Source organism: Paeniglutamicibacter sp. NPDC012692, from assembly GCF_042901625.1.
Taxonomy (GTDB): domain Bacteria; phylum Actinomycetota; class Actinomycetes; order Actinomycetales; family Micrococcaceae; genus Paeniglutamicibacter.
Genome location: NZ_JBIBDE010000008.1, coordinates 1 through 18569 on the forward strand (window position 1 = coordinate 1; position 18569 = coordinate 18569).

The following is an 18569-nucleotide window of genomic DNA, read 5'->3' on the forward strand; positions in this document are numbered from 1 at the left end:
AACCCGGAAGCTAAGACCCACAGCGCCGATGGTACTGCACTCGGGAGGGTGTGGGAGAGTAGGACACCGCCGGACAACCTGTCCCGGAACCCCCAGCCGTTGGCTGGGGGTTCCGATGTTTAACCACCCCGGTTCCCCGGCACACGCCAGGGGCCGGTTCATTTTCTCTTAGCGGCGTTTTACTGCCATTCTTTAGATATGGCAATAGGACTCACACCCATGGCTGTTTCGGAGTTGCCGGCTTGGCTGGCCTCGGTCAAGGCCGAATACGTCGAAAGTCGCATCCGAGCCGGCGAATCCCGAAATGAATCTCAAGCCAACGCGGATGCCAGCTTCAATAGATTCTTTCCTGGGGGAGTACCGGTTGAAGGACACCTGATATTCCGTGTTTGCCGCGAAGACGAAAGCGTCGGATATCTCTGGATAGGACCCCAGCTCGATTCCGGCCCGGACAAATGGTGGGTGTGGGATATCGAAATATACAAGCAGCATCAACGTCATGGATATGGCCGAGAGGCCATGATTCTGGCTGAGCGGACCGCAAAGCAGCTCGGTGCGAGCGAACTTGGCCTCAACGTCTTTGGATACAATACGTCGGCGCGCGCACTCTATGAATCACTGGGCTACGAGCCGACGTCCATCCGTATGGCGAAGGCACTCTGAGGGCCCGGCCGATAGTGGTGACGGGCATCACGGCGCCAATTGACCCCAGGATTCGCCCTGCCGCGATATCTCGGCTATAGTTGTAAACGAAGAACCACAGCATCAGTTGTGACTCACTAAAGCTACCAACAGCCTGAATAAGGAATGTTAGGTAATAGAGTTACGGCGGTCATAGCGTGGGGGAAACGCCCGGTCCCATACCGAACCCGGAAGCTAAGACCCACAGCGCCGATGGTACTGCACTCGGGAGGGTGTGGGAGAGTAGGACACCGCCGGACATAATTGTCCCAGAACCCCCAAGCCTCAGGCTTGGGGGTTCTGATGTTTAACACGGGTCGCCGAGCCTGCATCCAATTCTGTGCAACCGTTACTGTTGAGTCATGGACGGACTCTTTTCTCATGCTGCATCATCCGGTGACGACTCCGAAGAATCGGTGCCGCTCCCGGAACTCATCCATTCCATTTCAGTCCCGGTGCCGGTCGACCAGGCGTTTGAGGGATTCACCGACTACATCCACCTCTGGTGGCCCGTAAACGTCTACTCCCACTATGGTCCGGGTAGTCATGTGTCGTTTTCCCAGGGGCAACTCCTGGAGGAGTCGGAAGAGGGCCAGCAGCATCTTTGGGGATCGATCGTCGACCTCGAAGTGCCGGAGCACATCGTCCTGGATTTCAGCCTGGGGATGGAAAACTTCGCTCCAACCAGGCTCGCATTTGAATTTGCCGATTCGGGAACCGGAACTGCGGTGACGGTGCGACACGGCGGCTGGGCCCGGGGTTCCGCGGGCGAGGCGCAATATGAGCGTTATGTACGGTGGCCTGAAGTTATTGCATACTATGCTCGCTTCATGGGCGCTCAAGGCTGACCTCATCATGATGGGTCAGGCTGGTGCGTCGGACAAAACGAGAGCCACCGACCACTACTGAAGGGCTGACATGAGCCTGGCATGCACCGATGATGCATTGATTGAAGACCTGATCCAAGAAATCGGTTCGGGATCCGTGTCCACCGACCCCGAAGTGCTTGCCGAAAGCAGCCACGACTTCGGCAAGCTCACCTCCGACTACCAATTGCCACTCGCGGTGGTCTTCGCGGAGCGCGTGGAGGACGTCCAGGCGGCCCTGCGCCTTGCATCGGCGGCGGGAGTCAGCGTTGTGCCTCGCGGGGCCGGTACGGGCGTCTCAGGGGGCGCTAACACGATCACCCGGTGCATCGTGCTCTCCCTCGAGCGTATGAACCGGATTCTGGAGATCCGGGTGGACGACGAAGTCGCCGTCGTGGAACCCGGCGTCGTGAATGCGGACCTGAACAACGCCGTTGCCAAGCACGGGCTTATGTACGCACCCGATCCGGCCAGCTACCAGCAGTCGACCATCGGCGGAAACGTTGCAACCAATGCGGGTGGGCTGCGCTGCGCCAAGTACGGCGTCACCACGGACTCCGTCCTCGGACTGGAGGTGGTGCTTGCCGACGGCACGCTGATCTCCACCGGGCGCAACACCTTCAAGGGTGTTGCGGGCTACGACCTGACCTCGCTGCTGGTCGGTTCCGAAGGCACGCTGGGCATCGTGGTCTCCGTGACGGTTCGCCTGCGTTACCTCAGCGAGAAAACCTGCTCGATCGCGGCCGTGTTCACCGATGTGGCCCAGGCCGCCGCCGGCGTTGTTGCGATCGCCCGCGTGCGGGTTCAGCCGGCCATCCTGGAGCTGCTGGACATCGGGACGCTGCGCGTGCTCGATGCGATGTACGGATCGGACCTGAGCGCGCGCGGCGGGGCGCTGCTGCTGGTGCGCACCGATGGGCACGGGGCCGAGATCGAGGCCGCCATCATTCGCTCCGCCTTGGAGAACCTGGGTGCCCAGGTCACCGCCGCGGGCGACGAGCAGGCCGTCAAGCTCATTGAGATGCGGCGCGCCAGCCGCGGCGACGGGCAGGACGACCAGTACCGGGTGGGGGAGGACGTCGCCGTGCCGCGCTCGGCCATGGTCGAGTTCATGCGAACCCTCGGCCAGATCGCCTCACGCAACCGGGTGATGGTGCGCATCGTCGCCCACGCGGGCGACGGCAACCTGCACCCGACCTTCTGGGTGGATCCCGAGGACGGGCCCGCCGGCGTGGGCCGGCTTGATGCGGCGCTGGAGGAATCGGTGCGCGCGGCGCTGGCCGTCGGCGGGACCATCACCGGCGAGCACGGCGTCGGCACCGTGAAGCGCGAATGGCTGGGCTGGGAACAGTCGCCGGAAGTCGTTGAATTGCAGCGGAAAATCAAGGCAGTTTTCGATCCGCAGGGCATCCTGAACCCGGGCAAGGCCATCGTCTAAAACGGTCTGGTTGATCTCGATTAGGTGTTGGGGGGAAAAGTAGGTAAACTTTTTTCTCGTTGGTACAACACCGGGATATGGCGCAGCTTGGTAGCGCGCGTCGTTCGGGACGACGAGGTCGCAGGTTCAAATCCTGTTATCCCGACCAATGTGAGCCCCGCAAGAAACTTCGGTTTCTTGCGGGGCTCGTCCCATTTAACGGCCGCGTGCGGGCCTGGATGGGCGGGTGTGGCGCCGGCGCTGTCGGTGTTGTTCCCGTGGTGCATCCACGAACCACGCGGGTCTCATTGCGTGCCGCTGAACAAATCCACGTCGCCGCTCCACCTGATGTCGGGCCAACGCCGGGTGATCTCCTCGAGTTCGGGAGCATCCAAGCGGATCCCGGCCGGACCGGGTTCGGCGATGTCGCAGACCGCGATGTCCAACGCCACGGTTGCAAGAGTTGCGCCGGTGTCGAGTGCAATGGCGTGATCGATGTCGCGGATGGTGCCTTCGGCGGGATAGCCGTCGGAATCAACCACCAGGGCCACGATGCGAGGCGCCTGTGAAATCACGAAAATCTCCACCGGGTCGGTAAACAGCTGCGACTTAAGCCCGTCCATGAGTTCGCGGCGAAATTCCTCCAGCCATGGTGGCGGTGATGTCACGTTCGTGTTCATGGTTAGGGATCCTACCTGCCGGAGGGAAGCTCGCGGTGCCAGGGGCGTGGCGGAGGGGCTGGGCGAGCGTGTCGCCCCGCTGCACTCCTGTCGGCGGTTAAACGGCTGTGGGACCCGGCAATGCCGGGTCCCACAGCCGTATGAAGACTTGTTGCGGCGAAGTGGCTACTTCACCAGGTAGGTGCGCAGGTCGTCGAGGACGATCGAGGCGCCGGTCGGGCCGAGGCCCAGGAACCAGACGTCGTCGTTCACGCGCTGCACGTTGCCGGCCTTGACTGCCTCCAGCTTGCTCCAGATCGGGCCCTCGAGCGCGGCCTTCTCGCCGGTGGCCTCCGGGGTGCCGTAGGAGGTGTAGAAGATCCAGTCGGAGTCGGCCTCGGCCAGGTTCTCCGAGGAGATCTCGACGGCCAGGTCCTCGATGTTCTGGTTCTCCGGGCGGGAGAGGCCCGCGTCCTTGAGGATGACGCCGATCAGCGAGGCGTTGCCGTAGAGGCGGATCTTTTCCGGCAGGAAGCGCAGCAGCGAGATCTTCGGGTCGCCCGGGACGTCCTTGCCCAGCGCGGTGGCCTTGTCCTGGTAGGCGTTGAGCACCTCGACGGCCTTGGTTTCCTCGCCGAGCGCGGAGGCCGCCAGGCGGAAGTTTTCCTTCCACGGGAAGCCCGGGCGGATCGAGAAGACGGTCGGCGCGATCTGCGACAGCTGCGGGTAGAGCTTGTCGGCGCGCAGCTGGGAGCCGATGATCAGGTCCGGCTTCAGCGCGGCGATGGCCTCCATGTTCAGCTCCTGGATGGTGCCCACGGTCTTGGCGTCCTTGACGGCGTCGGCCAGGTAGCTGGGGATCGAGTTGGCGCCCTCGGTGGAGGGGATGCCGATGGGCGTGATGCCCAGGGAGAGCACCGCGTCGAGCTCGCCGGTGTCCAGAACGACGACGCGCTCGGGCTTCTTGGCGATCTCGGTCTGGCCGTTGGCATGGGTCAGCGTGCGCGGGAAGACGCCCGGTGCGACGTTGGCGCCGAACTTGGCGGTTTCCTCGTCGGCCGTGGAGAAGCGCTCGCCACCGATCGCGACATCTTTGTTGCCTGCGGCGGTGTCGGCGGCGCCGGTGGCACCGCATCCCGCGGTGAGGGCGATCAAGAGCAGTGCGGCTGTGGCCTTGGCCGCGCCGAAGCGGGGCTGGCGTAGGGAAGAAGTCAATTTCACCACGTAAATGTATCCTATTCTTCTTGCGTTGGCCTAAGCCGGTCGGGGTTCTCGTCCCGCCGCACCGAGCCGGCGCGGTAGTGTTGAACGGTTCAAAGCTAAGGAGGATGATTCGTGGCAGGCCCCACCTCCGCTGCGGCGAACCCCGAAAAACCCCAAGACGGCGCCGAAATGGCGGTTGCGTCTGGTGCCGCCGCGCGGGATGCGAAGGCACCCGCCGGCACGCCGTCTGCCGAGGGAGCGCGCACCAAGGTGCGACGCGCGTCACTGCTGGCCGGATGCGTGGTCGTGCTGGTCCTGCTGGCGCTGGCATCCCTGGCCGTGGGTTCCAAGCACATCGACCTGTCGACGGTGCTCGGTGCGCTGCTGCACCCGGACGACTCCGCGGACCACGCGATCATCCGCGAGTCCCGCGTGCCGCGGGCAGTCCTGGGCGTGCTGGCCGGAAGCGCGTTGGGCATCGCCGGGGCGCTGGTACAGTCGATGACCCGCAACGCGCTGGCGGAGCCCGGCATCCTGGGCGTCAACGCGGGCGCCTCGCTGGCGATCGTGATCGCCGTGGGAACCTTCGGCGTCAACGGCTTCGGCGGCTACGTGTGGTTCGCTTTCGGCGGCGCGGTGCTGGCGACCGGCGCCGTGTACCTGGTGGGCATGGCCGGGGCTCGGTCGAACGATCCCGTGCGGCTGGTGCTTGCCGGCGTGGCGCTGGGCGCCGTGCTCTCCGGGATCGGCACGGCCCTGGCGCTGGTCCATCCGGAGGCGTTCGACCAATTGCGGGCCTGGACCATCGGCTCGCTCGAGGGACGCTCGGCGGACGTGTTGGCCCCGCTGGCGCTCGCCGTGCTGGCTGGCGTCGTTCTTGCGGCCTTCACCGGCCGCTCGCTGAACGCCCTGGCGCTCGGCGACGACACCGCCCTGGCCCTGGGCTACAAGGTGGGCCGGGCGCGCGTGCTGATCCTGCTGGCCGTCACGGTGCTGGCGGGAGCCGCGACCGCTGCCGTGGGAGCCATCAGCTTCCTGGGACTCATGGCCCCGCACCTGGCCCGGCGGTTCTCCGGGCCGGACGCCCGCTGGATGCTGGCCTTCACCGCGGTGCTGGCCCCGATCATCCTGCTGCTGGCCGACGTGCTGGGCCGTGTGATCATCCCCGGCGAGCTCGAGGCCGGGGTCGTCTGCGCGTTCGTCGGCGCCCCCGTGCTGATCATGCTGGCCCGGCGCCGGAAGCCGGTGGCCGTATGAGCGCGGGGCCTGAAACCACGGCAGCGCACGACCGCAAGGCCAACGCCAGGCATGGCATGCGTTCCACGGGGCGCGTGCGCCGCGGCGGGCGCGAGATGCTGCTCTGCCTGGTACTGGCCGGTCTCGCCGCACTGACGGCCCTGCTGGTCATCGGCAGCGGCGACTACCCGATGGGTCCCGGGCAGATCCTGAACGTCCTGTTCGGCGGCGGGCAGGGCCTGGAAAACACGATCGTCTTCCAGTGGCGCGCCCCGCGCGCGGTGGCGGCGTTGGTGTTCGGCGCCGCGCTGGGCGTTGCGGGCGCGGTCTTCCAGTCGCTGACCCGCAACCCGCTGGGTTCGCCGGATGTCATCGGCTTCTCGACCGGAGCCTACACCGGCGCGCTGCTCGCGCTGACCCTGGTGGGCGGAAGCTTCGTCGCCACCTCGATCGGCGCGCTCGCCGGCGGGCTGCTCACGGCCCTGGCCGTGTACCTGCTGGCCTGGCGGCGAGGCTCGCACGGGTTCCGGCTCATCCTGGTGGGCATCGGCATCTCGGCGATGCTCGCCGCGCTGAACCAGTGGCTGGTGCTGCGCGCCGAGATCGAGGTGGCCATGGCCGCGGCGGTCTGGGGTGCCGGAACCCTCAACGGGGTCGGCTGGTCCACGATTCTGCCCGCGACACTCGTCATCCTCCCGGTGCTGGCCCTCACGCTGGCAGGCGGCAACCGGCTGCACATGCTGGAAATGGGCGACGACACCGCAACGGCCCTGGGCGTGCCGGTGGAGCGGACCCGGCTGGGCATGATCGTGCTGGCGGTGCTGCTCACCGCGGCCACCACGGCGATCGCCGGGCCGATCGCCTTCGTCGCGCTGGTGGCGCCCCAGCTGGCCAAGCGGCTGACCCGGGGCGCGGGCATGCGGCTGGCGCCGGCCGCCTGCATGGGCGCGCTGCTGCTGGTGCTCAGCGACCTGGTGGCACAGCGGCTCTTCGCCCCCGTGCAGCTGCCGGTGGGCGTGGTGACGGTGAGCATCGGCGGGATCTACCTGATCTGGCTGCTGGCCCGCGAGGGCCGCTCCCGCGGGCGCTAGGCCGGGCGGGAACGCCACGCGAACCCGGCTCAGGCGCGAATGATGCGCTTTTCGATCGCCACGGCCACCGCACCGGCGCGTGAATCCACGCCGAGTTTGGTGTACACGTGGGCCAGATGGGACTTCACGGTGCCCTCGGAGACAAAGAGTTCCCGGGCGATGTCCTTGTTCCCCAGGCCATTGGCCAGCAGGTCCAGGACCTGGACCTCGCGTTCGGTGATGCTCGCCCCGTTGTTGGAGGTGCGCCGGACCAGGGCGGCGGCGACGGTCGGTGCCAGCACGGTTTCCCCGCGTGCGGTGGCGCGGATGCCGGCAAACAGGTCGTTCGGAGGGGCGTCCTTGAGCAAGTAGCCACGGGCCCCGGCCTGCAGCGCACGCACGATGTCGGCCTCGGTGTCATACGTGGTCAGCACAAGCACCTCGGGCGCGTGCTCGAGCTCGCGCAATGCGGCGGTGATCTCGATGCCGCCCAGGTTTTCCGCGCCCAGATGCAGGTCCATCAGGGTGACATGCGGTTTGAACTCCAGGGCGGCGGCAACCGCATCGGCGAGGTTGCCGGCCTCCGCCACGACCTCGAGGTCCTCCTGCGAGTCGATCAGCGCACGCAATCCGGCGCGGACCACGGGGTGGTCGTCGACAAGCATCAGCCTGATCATGATTCCTCCAGGGTAAAGCGGACCGAGACGGTGGTGCCTTCGGCAGGTGCGGAGTCCATGTCAAAGATGCCGCCGAGCGACTCGACACGTTCGCGGATTCCGCGCAGCCCGTGGCCGCGCAGCCCGTGGCCGCGCAACGCGGGGATCGCCATGGACGCGGGGTCAAATCCGATTCCGTCGTCGCGAATGTCCAAGAGGATCTCGTCGCTGTTGTACGTGACGGTAACGGCCACGCGACTGGCGCGCGCATGTTCGCGCACATTGGCCAGGGCGCCGCGGGTGGTGAAGACCAATGCCTCGGTGACCTCGGGGGACACGGCCGGGGCCGTTCCAAATGCGTGAAACTCGACCGGCGTTTCCGGAATGGTTGCCGCGATTGCCTGCCTCAGTTGGTCATTCAGCGGGATCCCATGAACTGGATCCCCGTGCGCCGAGTCGGCGAAATCGCGCACCAGGCGGCGGATCGAATCCAGGCCCTCGCGTGCGGCCGCGGCCGCCATCGACACGTTTTCGCGGGCCTCCGTGGGGCGGGCCTCCCACGATTGATGTGCCGCCTGAAGCAGCAGATTGATGCTGGAAAGATCCTGTCCCACCGAATCGTGCATGTCGCGGGAGAGCCTGGCCCGCTCGGTGAGCGCCCCGGCACGCCGTTCGGCGCGGGCAAGTTCGTGCTGGGCCTTCGTCAGTTTCTCCAGCAGGACCTCGCGTTCGCGGGTTTGCCGCGTGAGCGCCCGAAACGACATGACGGTCACCAGCGCAACCCCCAGCGGGCCGACGATCAGCGTTGGATCGAGGTCGGTGCTGATGCGCGCCCAAGACAGTGCGATGGTGAGCATCATGGCCGCGAGCGTACCCATCGCCCACCCTTCGGGCAGCACGCTGAGTACGGCAAAGGCCACCGGTACCGCGCACCATGCGAAGGAAGGCGCGGCAACGGTCAGCGCCGCCCAGAGCAGCACCGTGGAGCCGGTCCACGCAATGAGCCACCCGGTGCGCCCGCGCGCCAGCGGTCGCATGGCGTAGAGGGCGATGAGGGTCGCGGCTCCGAGCACGATCGAGACGGCGTTGTCCGCCAGCCCGTGCCGTTCCAGGTAGCGCCAGGTGCTGGTCGCCACGAGCGCGAACAACACCAGATGCAGCCACGGCGCCAATAACGTGGCGGGGGCCAGGATGCCGCGCATTCCTTGCTCTGCGTGTGTACTCATGATTCCGTCCAGCCTAGAGGGGGAGCGGCGGCTTCGGCATCATCCATTTGGCTAGTCCACGCTGCCCGTATGCCGGATGCCGCAGCGGTGTGCCCAAGGGAAAACTGGTTGGTGAACGACGAAGAACTCGAAACCACGATTCTCAAGGAGAGAACATGTCGAAGAAATCCACCGGGCTGCTGGCTTCCGCGATCCTGGCCGGCACCATCCTTGCCGGGGGCATCGGCTCGGCCGCACTGGCGGCCCCGGCCAACGCCGCCCCGGACCACCGGGCAAAAACCTACACGATGACGGGCGACGAGGGCGGCTCGAAGTTCGAGGGCATCGGCGCCGACCAGCGACGTGGAACCTTCTACGTCAGTGAAGTCACCGGCGGGGAGATCCACCGCGGGGTTTCGGGCACGCCGCAGATGCGCGAATGGCTGGGCGGCAACGGCACCGATGGCCGCTTCACGGCCCGCGGCATCACCGTGGACCGCGCGGGCAACATCTACATTGCCGGAGGCCCCAACGGCATCGGCAACGACCGGCCCGACCTCTGGGTCTACAACGCCAAGGGCGAGCTGCAAGCCGCGCTGAAGGCCCCGGGCACGGACGTGTTCCTGAACGACGTGGTCATCGGAGCCGACGGCGCCGCATACTTCACCAACTCGAACGACGCGCAGATCTTCCGCGTGGCCGCATCCGGCGGCGAGTACAAGGCAACACTCTGGGCAGATGCCGGCACGACCATCGAACGCAAGGACGGGTTCAACCTCGGCGGGATCGAGCTGACGGCCGACAGGTCGGCCTTCGTGGTGGCCCAGGGCAACGCCGGCACGCTGTGGCGCTTTGACATCAAGACCCGCAAGGCCGCGGCCATCGACACCCTGGGCATCGACCTGGTCAACGCCGACGGGTTGCTGTTGCGCGGCAACACCCTCACCGTGGTGCAGAACTTCACCAAGAAGCTGACCACCTTGCGGTTGAGTGCCGATGGAAGCAGCGTTCGCCTGCTCGGCCAGCGGGCCACGGATCCGGATCGGGTGCTGACCACCGTGGCCCGGTTGCGCGGGCAGATCCTGTTTGTGGACTCGAAGTTCGACGAACAGGTGGCCTCCGGCCCGTACGAGGTCGTCACCAGCCCGCTGGCGCGTTAGCCACGGCCGTGCTCCCGTTGGCCCGCCACGTCGAGCCAACGGGAGCTTGGTCCCCGCCGGGGCGGAGTCCTCCTCGCCCGGCAATTCCATGATGCGGGGCACCGCCCGCCTGCCGTCGAGTTTCGCGACGGCGAGCGGGAGAATGTGGAGCATGACCGGGCATTCGAGGCACCGGGGGCGCTGGACGCCCCGCGTCGCACGGACGGCCAACGCCGGGCTCGACGTGGTCGCCGAGGCCATGCGCTGGAAGCGGACGGAGATCAACGTCCTGCGGATGGCCGTGGCCGGAGTATCGCTGGGGCTGCCCGTGACGATCGGCCTGCTGCTGGGGGAGCGGAACGCCGGGGTGCTGGCGGCGCTCGGGGCGCTGCTGGTCGCCGGCAGCGGGCACGTCGGCAACCTGCGAAGCAGGGCTAACGACCTGCTGGCCACGGCGGTGGTCGGCTCCGCGAGCCTCCTGGCGGGCATGCTGTGCTCCGGGGGAGGGCTTGCGGGAAGTGTCGTGGTCATCGCCGTCGCCGCGATCGGCGCCGTAACCGGCACCATCCGCACGTCGGTGGCCAAGGCCGGGACGCAGGCCGCGGTCTTCCTTATCATCGGCACCTCGCTGTCCGCGGGGGCCGAGCCGGTGGGGGCGCTGCTGGCGACGTTTGCCGCCGGCGTGCTGCTGGGCGCCGCGCTGACGCTGCTCAGCTACGGCATCGAATTCCACATCCTGGGGCGCAGGCCCCGCCCGCCGGTTGGCGTGCGCCCCTGGCGCGAGGACCTCGCCGCATGGCGCCGGGGCCTCTCGGGGCTGGACGGGTGGCGGTACGCGATCAGGCTGGCCTCCTGCATGCTGGTCGCCGAGCTCTTTGCGCACCTTGTCTCCGGCCGGCACCCCTATTGGATCCTGATGACCGTCGTCCTGGTGGTGCAGCGGGACCGTTCCGCGGCGCTCGTGCGGACCACCGAGCGCGCGCTGGGGACGGCGCTGGGCGTTCTTGTGGGTTGGTGGCTGCTGGGCCCGGTTCCGCCGGTGCTGCTGGTGGGCGTGGTTGCGCTCATCGGCGCCTGCAGGATGTATCTCAAGAGCGCCAACTACACGGCCTACGCGCTGGTCATGACGCCGCTGATCATCGTGCTCGGCGGCTCCGGGAGCCATCCGGACGCCGCGTTCCTGCGCGAACGCCTGGCGGACACGCTGATCGCCTGCCTGATCTCGCTGGTCATCGGGACGTTCCCGTGGACACGGTTCGGGCCGGAAGCCTCCCGTGCCCGGCACGCGGCCTAGGGTTCCGCTTCGGAAGCCGAGGGCGCGGGACTAGCCGGTTGCGGGCGGCGCGGTGGAGGTGCGCAGCACGAATTCGGTGGGGAAGAACTCCGGCGCGCTGCCGGCCGGGGCGGTGTCCTCCTCGCCCAGCAGTTCCATGATGCGGCGCACCGCGGCCTCGCCCTGGGCGTGCGGGTGCTGGGCGATCGTGGTCAGCCCGAAGAGGTCGCCGAGCTCGTGTCCGTCGATGCCGACCACCGAGAAGTCTCGGGGGACGTTCAGGCCGAGGTCGCGGGCGGCCATGATGGCGCCGAAGGCCATCTCGTCGGAGGCGCAGAGCAGCGCGGTGGGCCGTCCGCGCGGGTTGGACAGCAGGCTGCGGATCTTTTGGTAGGCGCCGGCGGTGGTGAAGTCGGCGTTGAGCAGCCACTGGGGGTTCACCCGGATCTCCGCCTGGTCCAGCGCGTACTCGAACCCGTCCAGACGGGCCGAGGGCAGCCGGAAGTCGATGTTGAATTCGTCGCTTCCGCCCAGGAAGGCGATGTCCCGGTGCCCCAGCGAGATCAGGTGCTCGGTGGCCAGGGCCGAGATGTTGAAGTCGTCCACCCGGATCGTCTGCACCTGCGGCAGCAGGCCGCCCAGGGCCACCAGCGGTTTGTTCACGGCCTGGAGCTGGTGCAGCTCCGGTGCCGTGAGCTTGAGCGTGACGGTGATGACCGCATCGAGGCGTTGGCGCATCAGCAGGTCCTGGAAGACCGCATCGCGGTGCCGCTGCTCGCCGCTGGTGTTGTACAGGGTCAGGTCGTAGCCGCGCTCGTTGAGCTCCTGGGTGGCACCCTGGAGCACGTTGGCGTAGTACCAGCGGGAGACGGTCGGCATGACCATGCCGATGTTGCGGCTGCGCCCGGAGGCCAGCGACGAGGCGTTGTAGGACAGGACGTAGCCCAGTTCCTTGGCGGCCTGGTGCACGGCGTCGCGGGAGGCCGCCGACACCTTGCCGTTGCCCGAGAGCGCGCGGGAGACGGTTGCCACCGAAACGCCGGCGCGTTGGGCCACGTCCTTAATGCTGGACATCTTCGCGCGTCTCCCTTGTTGCTCGCATGTTTGTGGTCTTGCTGCCTGTCGTACTGTTTGTCTTGCCCGGGGCACGGCGCCGGCCCGTCACGCGGGCAGAAGCCACACCGTCGAATCGGGATTCAACAACCGCCCCGTGGCATCGACCGCGGTGGCGGAACTGGCCTGCAGCACGGTTCCTTCCGGCAACGTGAACGGTGCGTTCCCCAGGTTCATGATGACCAGAAGGCCGCCGTTGGCGAAGCCAAGCACCTGCGGGGCTCCCGTGCCCACTAGCCAGCTTAGATCCCCGAGCCCCAGATTGCGGGCCCGACGCAGGGCCAGGGCGTTGCGGTACATCCACAGGGTCGAATCGGGATCCAGTTCCTGGGCCTCGCGGGTCAGGAACTGCCAGCTCGCCGGCTGCGGAAGCCAGGCCTCGGCGGCATCGCTGAATCCCAGCGTGGAGTTCCCGGTGTTCCAGGGCAGCGGGACGCGGCAGCCGTCGCGGCCCAGGCGCTCGCCGTTGGTCCGTGCGTAGGTGGGGTCCTGCCGAAGCGGGTGGGGGAGCTCGGTGTGGTCGCCCAGACCCAGTTCTTCGCCCTGGTACAGGTAGGCTCCTCCGGGCAGGCCCAGCATGAACAGCGTTGCGGCGCGGGCGCGGGCGCGGCCCAGGTCCAGGTCGGGTTGCGGGTCTTCCGGCCCCAGCCCGTCGCCCGGACGCGTTGCCGGTGCGACGGCGCCGAAACGGGTGGCGTGGCGGGCCACGTCGTGGTTGGAAAGCACCCAGGTGCTCGGCGCCCCCACGGCGTCGAACGCGTTCAGCGAACGGGTGATGATTCCCTTCAACGCCTCGGCGTCCCACTCGGTGTGGAGGAACGGGAAGTTGAAGGACTGGTGCATCTCGTCGCCGCGCACCCAGTCGGCCATGGCCTCGATCGGGCGGACGTTGGCCTCGGCGCACAGCACGCGCTCGCCGTCGTACCCGTCGCAGATTTCACGCCAGCGGCGGAACACGTCGTGAACCCCGGGACGGCCGAACATGGGGGCGTCGGAGAAGGGGAACCCGGGGGAGGGAGTGCCGTCGGGGGTTCCGCCCCAATCCGGGAGTGCCGCGTCCTTGACCAGGGCGTGGGCCACGTCCACCCGGAAGCCGCCCGCGCCGCGGTCCAGCCAGAACCGCAGGATGCGCTCGAATTCGTCGCCCACGGCCGGGTTGTCCCAGTTGAAGTCGGGCTGGCTGGAGTCAAAGAGGTGCAGGTAGTACTGGCCGGGGCTTCCGTCGGCTTCCGTGACGCGTGTCCAGGCGGGGCCGCCGAAGTGCGATTGCCAGTTGTTTGGCGGCATCTCTCCGCGCTCCCCGCGCCCGTCGCGGAAGATGAACATCTCCCGTGCTGCCGATCCGGGTCCCGCGGCAAGGGCCTGGACGAAGAGCCGGTGCTCGTTGGAGCAGTGGTTCGGTACGATGTCCACGAGGATCTTGACGCCCAAGCGGTTTGCCTCGGCGACGAGGTCGTCGAAGTCGCCAAGCGTCCCGAACAGGGGGTCCACCGCGCAGTAGTCGGAGACGTCGTAGCCGGCGTCGCGCTGCGGGGACGCGAAGAAGGGCGAAAGCCACAGGGCATCGACGCCGAGCGAGGCGATCTTCGGCAGCTCGCGTGTAATGCCCGGCAGGTCGCCGATGCCGTTGCCGGTGGTGTCCCGGAACGAGCGCGGGTAGACCTGGTAAATCACCGATCGGCGCCACCATTCATCATGCGTCGAGGCGTGGTGAACGGGCGATTCGAGCCGATGGTGCTGGACGGGCGGGGCGCTCTCGGCAAGCTCAGGAGTCTGTGGCATGCGCTCCATCATAGCGACGAAAACAGAAAAAGTGGAAGCGTTTACTCTCTTGCAGTGTTGTCGAAAGGAAACCGTGCGGACCCTGCCTGCGCTTCGAATACCCCTAATTCACGGCCAAGTAGACTGCCACGACCGAAGGGAGAAGGGGTGGCGTGGCGCGCGATGAAACCTATTTTTAACGTGATGTAGACGACATGAGTGGAAACGTTTACACTAAATTCACGATACAAGCGCCGATGGCCACAACGACCCCACGGGGCGAGGCGCGCGAGACTTGAAAGAGGAAGATCATGACGGGAACCACCAAACCCGGTGCACACTTCACGCGCCGCACATTCACCCTCGGAGCAGTGGGCGCGATTTCCGCGCTGGCCCTGACCGCCTGTGGCGGCGGCGGGGCTCCGGCAGCCAGCTCCGGCGCAGCCGCAACGAGCGCAGCCAGCAGCGCGCCTGCAACGACAACCAGCCTCACCATGTGGGTCGATGCCGAACGCGCCCCGGCGCTGAAGGACATCGCCGCGAAGTTCAAGGCCGAGAAGGGCATCGACGTCAAGCTGGTCGTCAAGGACTTCGCCGCGGTCCGCGACGACTTCATCACCCAGGCGCCCACCGGCAAGGGGCCCGACGTGTTGGTCGGCCCGCACGACTGGCTGGGCAAGCTGGTCCAAAACGGCGTGGTGGCCCCCGTGCAGCTGGGCGACAAGGCCAAGGACTTCGCCGAAAGCTCCATCAAGGCGGTGACCTACGACGGCCAGACCTACGCGGTGCCGTACTCGATCGAAAACGTCGCACTGATCCGCAACACGGCACTCGCGCCCGATGCCAAGACGACCCTCGACGAGGTGCTCGCCGAGGGCAAGAAGGCGGTCAGCGCCGGCAAGGCCAAGTTCCCGTTCCTGGTGGGCCTGGACCCCAAGCAGGCGGACCCGTACCACCTCTACCCGTTCCAGACCTCGATGGGCGCCCCGGTCTTCGCGCAGAATGCCGACGGCAGCTATGACGCCAGCAAGCTCACCATGGGCAACGAGGGCGGCCAGAAGTTCGCGCAGCTGCTTGCAGACCTGGGCGACAAGGGCGACAAGGTCCTCAACTCCAACATCACCGGCGACATCGCCAAGGAGAAGTTCCTTGCGGGTGAATCCCCGTACTTCGTGACCGGGCCGTGGAACGTGCCCGACATCGAAAAGAAGGGCATCAAGTTCTCCATCGACGCGCTTCCCACCGCGGGCTCGGATCCGGCCCAGCCGTTCATCGGGGTCAACGGCTTCTTCATCTCCGCCAAGTCCACCAACGCACTTGCGGCCAACGAATTCGTGGTGAACTACCTGTCGCAGGAAGCGGCACAGGAAGCGCTGTTCAAGGTCGGCGGACGCCCGCCGGCACTGACGGCAGCCTTCGACAAGGCTGCCAGCAACCCGGTGGTCAAGGCCTTCGGCGAGATCGGCGCCAACGGCGTGCCGATGCCGGCGGTTCCGGCCATGGACGCCGTCTGGGCCGACTGGGGAGCAACCCAGCTGAACCTGATCAAGGGCAAGGAATCCGATCCGGCTGCGGCCTGGACGAAGATGACGGCAAACATCGAGAAGAAGATCGCCGGCGGCAAGTAGTCCCGCAGCGTATCTTCACCACCGTCGGGGGTGATGGCGTGAAACCCGCCGTCACCCCCGACGCGTACCCCCATCCGTCGCACACCGGCGGGAAAGCATCAAAGGAAAGTTGTCGGATCCATGGTCGAAATCGATGAACAGGTGAACGTGGCAAAGCCGCGGCGCCAGGCGCCACCGCCGAGGAAAAGGTCCCACGGACCCGATTCCCTGGGCGGGACCCTGGCCAAGATCATCCTGCTGGGCATCACCGACGCGGTGGCCGCCTTCGTGCTTTTCCAATTGGCGCTCAGCGGGGAATGGCTGATCTTCGGGATCTCGCTGCTCACCACGCTGGCCATCAACTGGATCTACCTGCGCCGCGGCGGCCTGCCCGCCAAGTACCTGGCGCCGGGCGTGATCTTCCTGATGGTCTTCCAGGTCTTCGTGATGATCTTCTCCACCTACATCGCTTTCACCAACTACGGCGACGGGCACAACTCCACCAAGGCGGACGCGATCGCCTCGATCCAGCTTTCGGCCTCGGAGCGAGTCCCCGACTCCCCGCAATTCCCCACCTCGGTGCTGGAAAAGGACGGTTCCTACTTCCTGCTGGTCACGACCCCCGAGGGCGGGGCGAAGCTCGGCGGCACCGACCAGCCGCTGGCAACCGTCACCCCCAGCACCAGTTCCCCGACCGGGGCCGCGACAGGCGTCGAGGGGTACACGACCCTGGACTTCGCGACGCTGCTCCAGCACCAGGCGGAGATCACCGCCCTGAGCGTCCCGATCAGCGCGAATCCCGAGGACGGGTCGCTGAAGACCGCCGACGGGTCCACCTCCTACGTGTACACCCCCAAGCTGAAGTACGACGCGGCGGCGGACACCTTCACCGACACCCAAACCGGAGTGGTCTACTCGGACAACGGGCGCGGCTCCTTCGTGGCGCCGGACGGGACCAGCCTGAACACCGGGTGGAAGGTGAACGTGGGACTGGAGAACTTCCAGCGCGCCTTCACCGACCCCAACCTGCAGGGCCCCCTGGTCCAGGTGGTCCTCTGGACCTTCGCCTTCGCGATCCTGTCGGTGGCCACCACCTTCGCCCTCGGGCTCTTCCTGGCGATCACCTTCAACAAGGCGGACCTCAAGGGGAAGAAGCTCTACCGGATCCTGATGATCCTGCCCTACGCGTTCCCCGCGTTCCTCTCCGGCCTGGTGTGGTCGGGGTTGCTGAACCCCGAATTCGGCTTCATCAACAACGCGATCCTCGGCGGGGCCGACATCCCCTGGCTGACCGATCCGGTGCTGGCCAAGGTCTCGGTGCTCGTGGTGAACCTGTGGCTGGGCTACCCCTACATGTTCCTGGTCTGCACCGGCGCCCTGCAGTCGCTGCCGGAGGAGGTCGACGAGGCCGCGCGCATGGACGGGGCAAGCCCCTGGCGCATCTTCACGGCCATCAAGCTGCCGCTGCTGCTGGTCTCGCTGGCCCCGCTGCTGATCTCGTCGTTCGCCTTCAACTTCAACAACTTCAACGTCATCTACATGCTCACCGGGGGCGGGCCGCGCTTCGCCGACACCACCTTCGACATCGGCTCCACCGACATACTGATCACCATGGTCTACAAGATCGCCTTCGGCACCGGCACGGGGCGCGACTACGGCCTGGCCAGCGCCCTGGCCATCCTGATCTTCGTCATCGTGGCGGCCGTCTCGGCGCTGAGCTTCAAGAAGACCAAGGCCCTCGAGGAGATCAACTAATGACCACGGCATCCACGCACGCGGCGGAGCAGGCCCCGGCGCAAAACAAGCAAACCCCCGGGCACTGGTTCAAGACCAAGGGCTGGCGCCACCTGGTGGCAATCGTCGCCTCCGCCTTCTCGATCTTCCCGCTGCTCTACGTGCTCTCCGCGGCGCTGAACCCCACCGGCACCATGGCGGGGGCCAGCACGCTGTTCACCGAGGTCGGCTTCGGCAACTTCGAGGCGCTCTTCGCCAACCAGGAACGGCCCTTCGGGCGCTGGTTCGCCAACACGCTGGTGATCGGCACCGTGACCTCGGCGGCCACCGTTTTCCTGGGGGCGCTGGCCGCGTACGCGTTCTCCCGCATGCGCTTCACCGGCCGCCGGGCGGGGCTGCTGACGCTCCTGCTGCTGCAGATGTTCCCGCAGCTGCTCACCGTGGTGGCAATCTTCCTGCTGCTGAACTTCATCGGGGACATCATTCCCGCGCTCGGGCTCGGCTCGCAGCTGGGCCTGATCATGGTGTACCTCGGCGGGGCCCTGGGCGTGAACACCTACCTGATGTACGGGTTCTTCAACACCGTGCCGATCTCGCTGGACGAATCCGCGCGCATCGACGGCGCCAGCCACGTGCAGGTGTTCTTCAAGATCATCCTGCCGCTGGTCACCCCGATCCTCGCGGTCGTCGGCCTGCTGGCCTTCATCGGCATCTCCTCCGAGTTCGTGATCGCCTCCGTGGTGCTCACCGACCCCGAATCCCAGACCCTGGCCGTGGGCCTGTACTCCTACGTGGCCCAGCAGCGCAGCGAGAACTGGGGCGTCTTCGCCGCCGGCGCGGTGCTTGCCGCTGTCCCCGTCATGACGCTCTTCCTCTTCCTGCAGCGCTACATCACCTCCGGCCTGACGGCCGGCGGCGTCAAGGGCTAGGCCCGCACCCGAATCCACCC

At 66.9% G+C, this 18569-nt stretch carries 16 protein-coding genes, 1 tRNA gene and 1 rRNA gene; 12 read left to right on the plus strand and 6 right to left on the minus strand.

Annotation, left to right across the window (positions count from 1 at the left end; translation table 11 throughout):
- The first annotated feature begins 219 nt into the window (after positions 1-219).
- The 5 genes from ACFY5D_RS20090 to ACFY5D_RS20110 all read left to right on the plus strand — a co-directional run bounded on the left by ACFY5D_RS20090 (position 220) and on the right by ACFY5D_RS20110 (position 3133).
- Positions 220-663 (plus strand): GNAT family N-acetyltransferase, encoded by a 444-nt coding sequence (locus ACFY5D_RS20090; RefSeq protein WP_387534002.1) that lies wholly within the window; start codon positions 220-222, stop codon positions 661-663.
- Positions 664-824: 161 nt separating this feature from the next.
- Positions 825-941: ribosomal RNA gene (gene rrf, locus ACFY5D_RS20095) — 5S ribosomal RNA — on the plus strand.
- A 102-nt stretch (positions 942-1043) separates the two neighbouring features.
- Positions 1044-1529: an SRPBCC domain-containing protein gene (locus tag ACFY5D_RS20100; RefSeq protein ID WP_387534004.1), complete on the plus strand. Its 486-nt coding sequence runs from the start codon at positions 1044-1046 to the stop codon at positions 1527-1529.
- Positions 1530-1599: 70 nt separating this feature from the next.
- The gene (locus ACFY5D_RS20105; protein WP_387534006.1) at positions 1600-2985 is read left to right on the plus strand and encodes an FAD-binding oxidoreductase; all 1386 of its coding nucleotides are present in this window, start codon (positions 1600-1602) and stop codon (positions 2983-2985) included.
- A gap of 71 nt (positions 2986-3056) precedes the next feature.
- Positions 3057-3133: transfer RNA gene (locus ACFY5D_RS20110), tRNA-Pro, on the plus strand.
- Between the two features lie 136 nt (positions 3134-3269).
- Here ACFY5D_RS20110 and ACFY5D_RS20115 read toward each other — a convergent pair.
- Positions 3270-3644 (minus strand): hypothetical protein, encoded by a 375-nt coding sequence (locus ACFY5D_RS20115; RefSeq protein WP_387534008.1) that lies wholly within the window; start codon positions 3642-3644, stop codon positions 3270-3272.
- 165 nt (positions 3645-3809) lie between these two features.
- Positions 3810-4778: an ABC transporter substrate-binding protein gene (locus ACFY5D_RS20120; RefSeq protein ID WP_387534277.1), complete on the minus strand. Its 969-nt coding sequence runs from the start codon at positions 4776-4778 to the stop codon at positions 3810-3812.
- A 180-nt stretch (positions 4779-4958) separates the two neighbouring features.
- Between ACFY5D_RS20120 and ACFY5D_RS20125 the strand changes: the two genes are divergently transcribed.
- Positions 4959-6083: an iron chelate uptake ABC transporter family permease subunit gene (locus ACFY5D_RS20125; protein WP_387534010.1), complete on the plus strand. Its 1125-nt coding sequence runs from the start codon at positions 4959-4961 to the stop codon at positions 6081-6083.
- A complete protein-coding gene (locus ACFY5D_RS20130) occupies positions 6080-7153 on the plus strand; it encodes a FecCD family ABC transporter permease (protein ID WP_387534012.1) in 1074 nt (357 codons plus the stop codon). Before ACFY5D_RS20125 ends, ACFY5D_RS20130 begins: the two co-directional genes overlap by 4 nt.
- 29 nt (positions 7154-7182) lie before the next feature.
- Here ACFY5D_RS20130 and ACFY5D_RS20135 read toward each other — a convergent pair whose 3' ends face one another.
- Positions 7183-7809: a response regulator gene (locus ACFY5D_RS20135; RefSeq protein ID WP_387534014.1), complete on the minus strand. Its 627-nt coding sequence runs from the start codon at positions 7807-7809 to the stop codon at positions 7183-7185.
- A complete protein-coding gene (locus ACFY5D_RS20140; protein ID WP_387534016.1) occupies positions 7806-9014 on the minus strand; it encodes a sensor histidine kinase in 1209 nt (402 codons plus the stop codon). Before ACFY5D_RS20140 ends, ACFY5D_RS20135 begins: the two co-directional genes overlap by 4 nt.
- Before the next feature lie 155 nt (positions 9015-9169).
- On the opposite strand from ACFY5D_RS20140, the gene ACFY5D_RS20145 reads away from it, so the two are divergent.
- The gene (locus ACFY5D_RS20145) at positions 9170-10153 is read left to right on the plus strand and encodes an SBBP repeat-containing protein (RefSeq protein WP_387534018.1); all 984 of its coding nucleotides are present in this window, start codon (positions 9170-9172) and stop codon (positions 10151-10153) included.
- A gap of 151 nt (positions 10154-10304) precedes the next feature.
- Positions 10305-11426 carry an FUSC family protein gene (locus tag ACFY5D_RS20150; protein WP_387534020.1) on the plus strand — a complete coding sequence of 374 codons (1122 nt, stop codon included), beginning with the start codon at positions 10305-10307 and terminating at the stop codon, positions 11424-11426.
- A 30-nt stretch (positions 11427-11456) separates the two neighbouring features.
- Here ACFY5D_RS20150 and ACFY5D_RS20155 read toward each other — a convergent pair whose 3' ends face one another.
- Both ACFY5D_RS20155 and ACFY5D_RS20160 read right to left on the minus strand, forming a co-directional pair.
- A complete protein-coding gene (locus ACFY5D_RS20155; RefSeq protein ID WP_387534022.1) occupies positions 11457-12479 on the minus strand; it encodes a LacI family DNA-binding transcriptional regulator in 1023 nt (340 codons plus the stop codon).
- 87 nt (positions 12480-12566) lie between these two features.
- Positions 12567-14300 (minus strand): glycoside hydrolase family 13 protein, encoded by a 1734-nt coding sequence (locus ACFY5D_RS20160; RefSeq protein WP_387534024.1) that lies wholly within the window; start codon positions 14298-14300, stop codon positions 12567-12569.
- Between the two features lie 290 nt (positions 14301-14590).
- Here ACFY5D_RS20160 and ACFY5D_RS20165 point away from each other — a divergent pair, with 290 nt between their 5' ends.
- The 3 genes from ACFY5D_RS20165 to ACFY5D_RS20175 all read left to right on the plus strand — a co-directional run bounded on the left by ACFY5D_RS20165 (position 14591) and on the right by ACFY5D_RS20175 (position 18549).
- Complete coding sequence (locus tag ACFY5D_RS20165) at positions 14591-15907, plus strand: extracellular solute-binding protein (protein WP_387534026.1); 1317 nt, start codon at positions 14591-14593, stop codon at positions 15905-15907.
- Positions 15908-16027: 120 nt separating this feature from the next.
- Complete coding sequence (locus ACFY5D_RS20170) at positions 16028-17641, plus strand: ABC transporter permease subunit (protein ID WP_387534028.1); 1614 nt, start codon at positions 16028-16030, stop codon at positions 17639-17641.
- Positions 17641-18549: a sugar ABC transporter permease gene (locus ACFY5D_RS20175; protein WP_387534030.1), complete on the plus strand. Its 909-nt coding sequence runs from the start codon at positions 17641-17643 to the stop codon at positions 18547-18549. Before ACFY5D_RS20170 ends, ACFY5D_RS20175 begins: the two co-directional genes overlap by 1 nt.
- Positions 18550-18569 lie beyond the last annotated feature (20 nt).

Coding starts and splice junctions, on each gene's coding strand:
- ACFY5D_RS20145 (WP_387534018.1), top strand. CDS start 9,170: ATGTCGAAGAAATCCACCGGGCTGCTGGCTTCCGCGATCCTGGCCGGC.
- ACFY5D_RS20165 (WP_387534026.1), top strand. CDS start 14,591: ATGACGGGAACCACCAAACCCGGTGCACACTTCACGCGCCGCACATTC.
- ACFY5D_RS20115 (WP_387534008.1), bottom strand. CDS start 3,644: ATGAACACGAACGTGACATCACCGCCACCATGGCTGGAGGAATTTCGC.
- ACFY5D_RS20100 (WP_387534004.1), top strand. CDS start 1,044: ATGGACGGACTCTTTTCTCATGCTGCATCATCCGGTGACGACTCCGAA.
- ACFY5D_RS20150 (WP_387534020.1), top strand. CDS start 10,305: ATGACCGGGCATTCGAGGCACCGGGGGCGCTGGACGCCCCGCGTCGCA.
- ACFY5D_RS20170 (WP_387534028.1), top strand. CDS start 16,028: ATGGTCGAAATCGATGAACAGGTGAACGTGGCAAAGCCGCGGCGCCAG.
- ACFY5D_RS20155 (WP_387534022.1), bottom strand. CDS start 12,479: ATGTCCAGCATTAAGGACGTGGCCCAACGCGCCGGCGTTTCGGTGGCA.
- ACFY5D_RS20090 (WP_387534002.1), top strand. CDS start 220: ATGGCTGTTTCGGAGTTGCCGGCTTGGCTGGCCTCGGTCAAGGCCGAA.
- ACFY5D_RS20105 (WP_387534006.1), top strand. CDS start 1,600: ATGAGCCTGGCATGCACCGATGATGCATTGATTGAAGACCTGATCCAA.
- ACFY5D_RS20135 (WP_387534014.1), bottom strand. CDS start 7,809: ATGATCAGGCTGATGCTTGTCGACGACCACCCCGTGGTCCGCGCCGGA.
- ACFY5D_RS20140 (WP_387534016.1), bottom strand. CDS start 9,014: ATGAGTACACACGCAGAGCAAGGAATGCGCGGCATCCTGGCCCCCGCC.
- ACFY5D_RS20130 (WP_387534012.1), top strand. CDS start 6,080: ATGAGCGCGGGGCCTGAAACCACGGCAGCGCACGACCGCAAGGCCAAC.
- ACFY5D_RS20175 (WP_387534030.1), top strand. CDS start 17,641: ATGACCACGGCATCCACGCACGCGGCGGAGCAGGCCCCGGCGCAAAAC.
- ACFY5D_RS20160 (WP_387534024.1), bottom strand. CDS start 14,300: ATGCCACAGACTCCTGAGCTTGCCGAGAGCGCCCCGCCCGTCCAGCAC.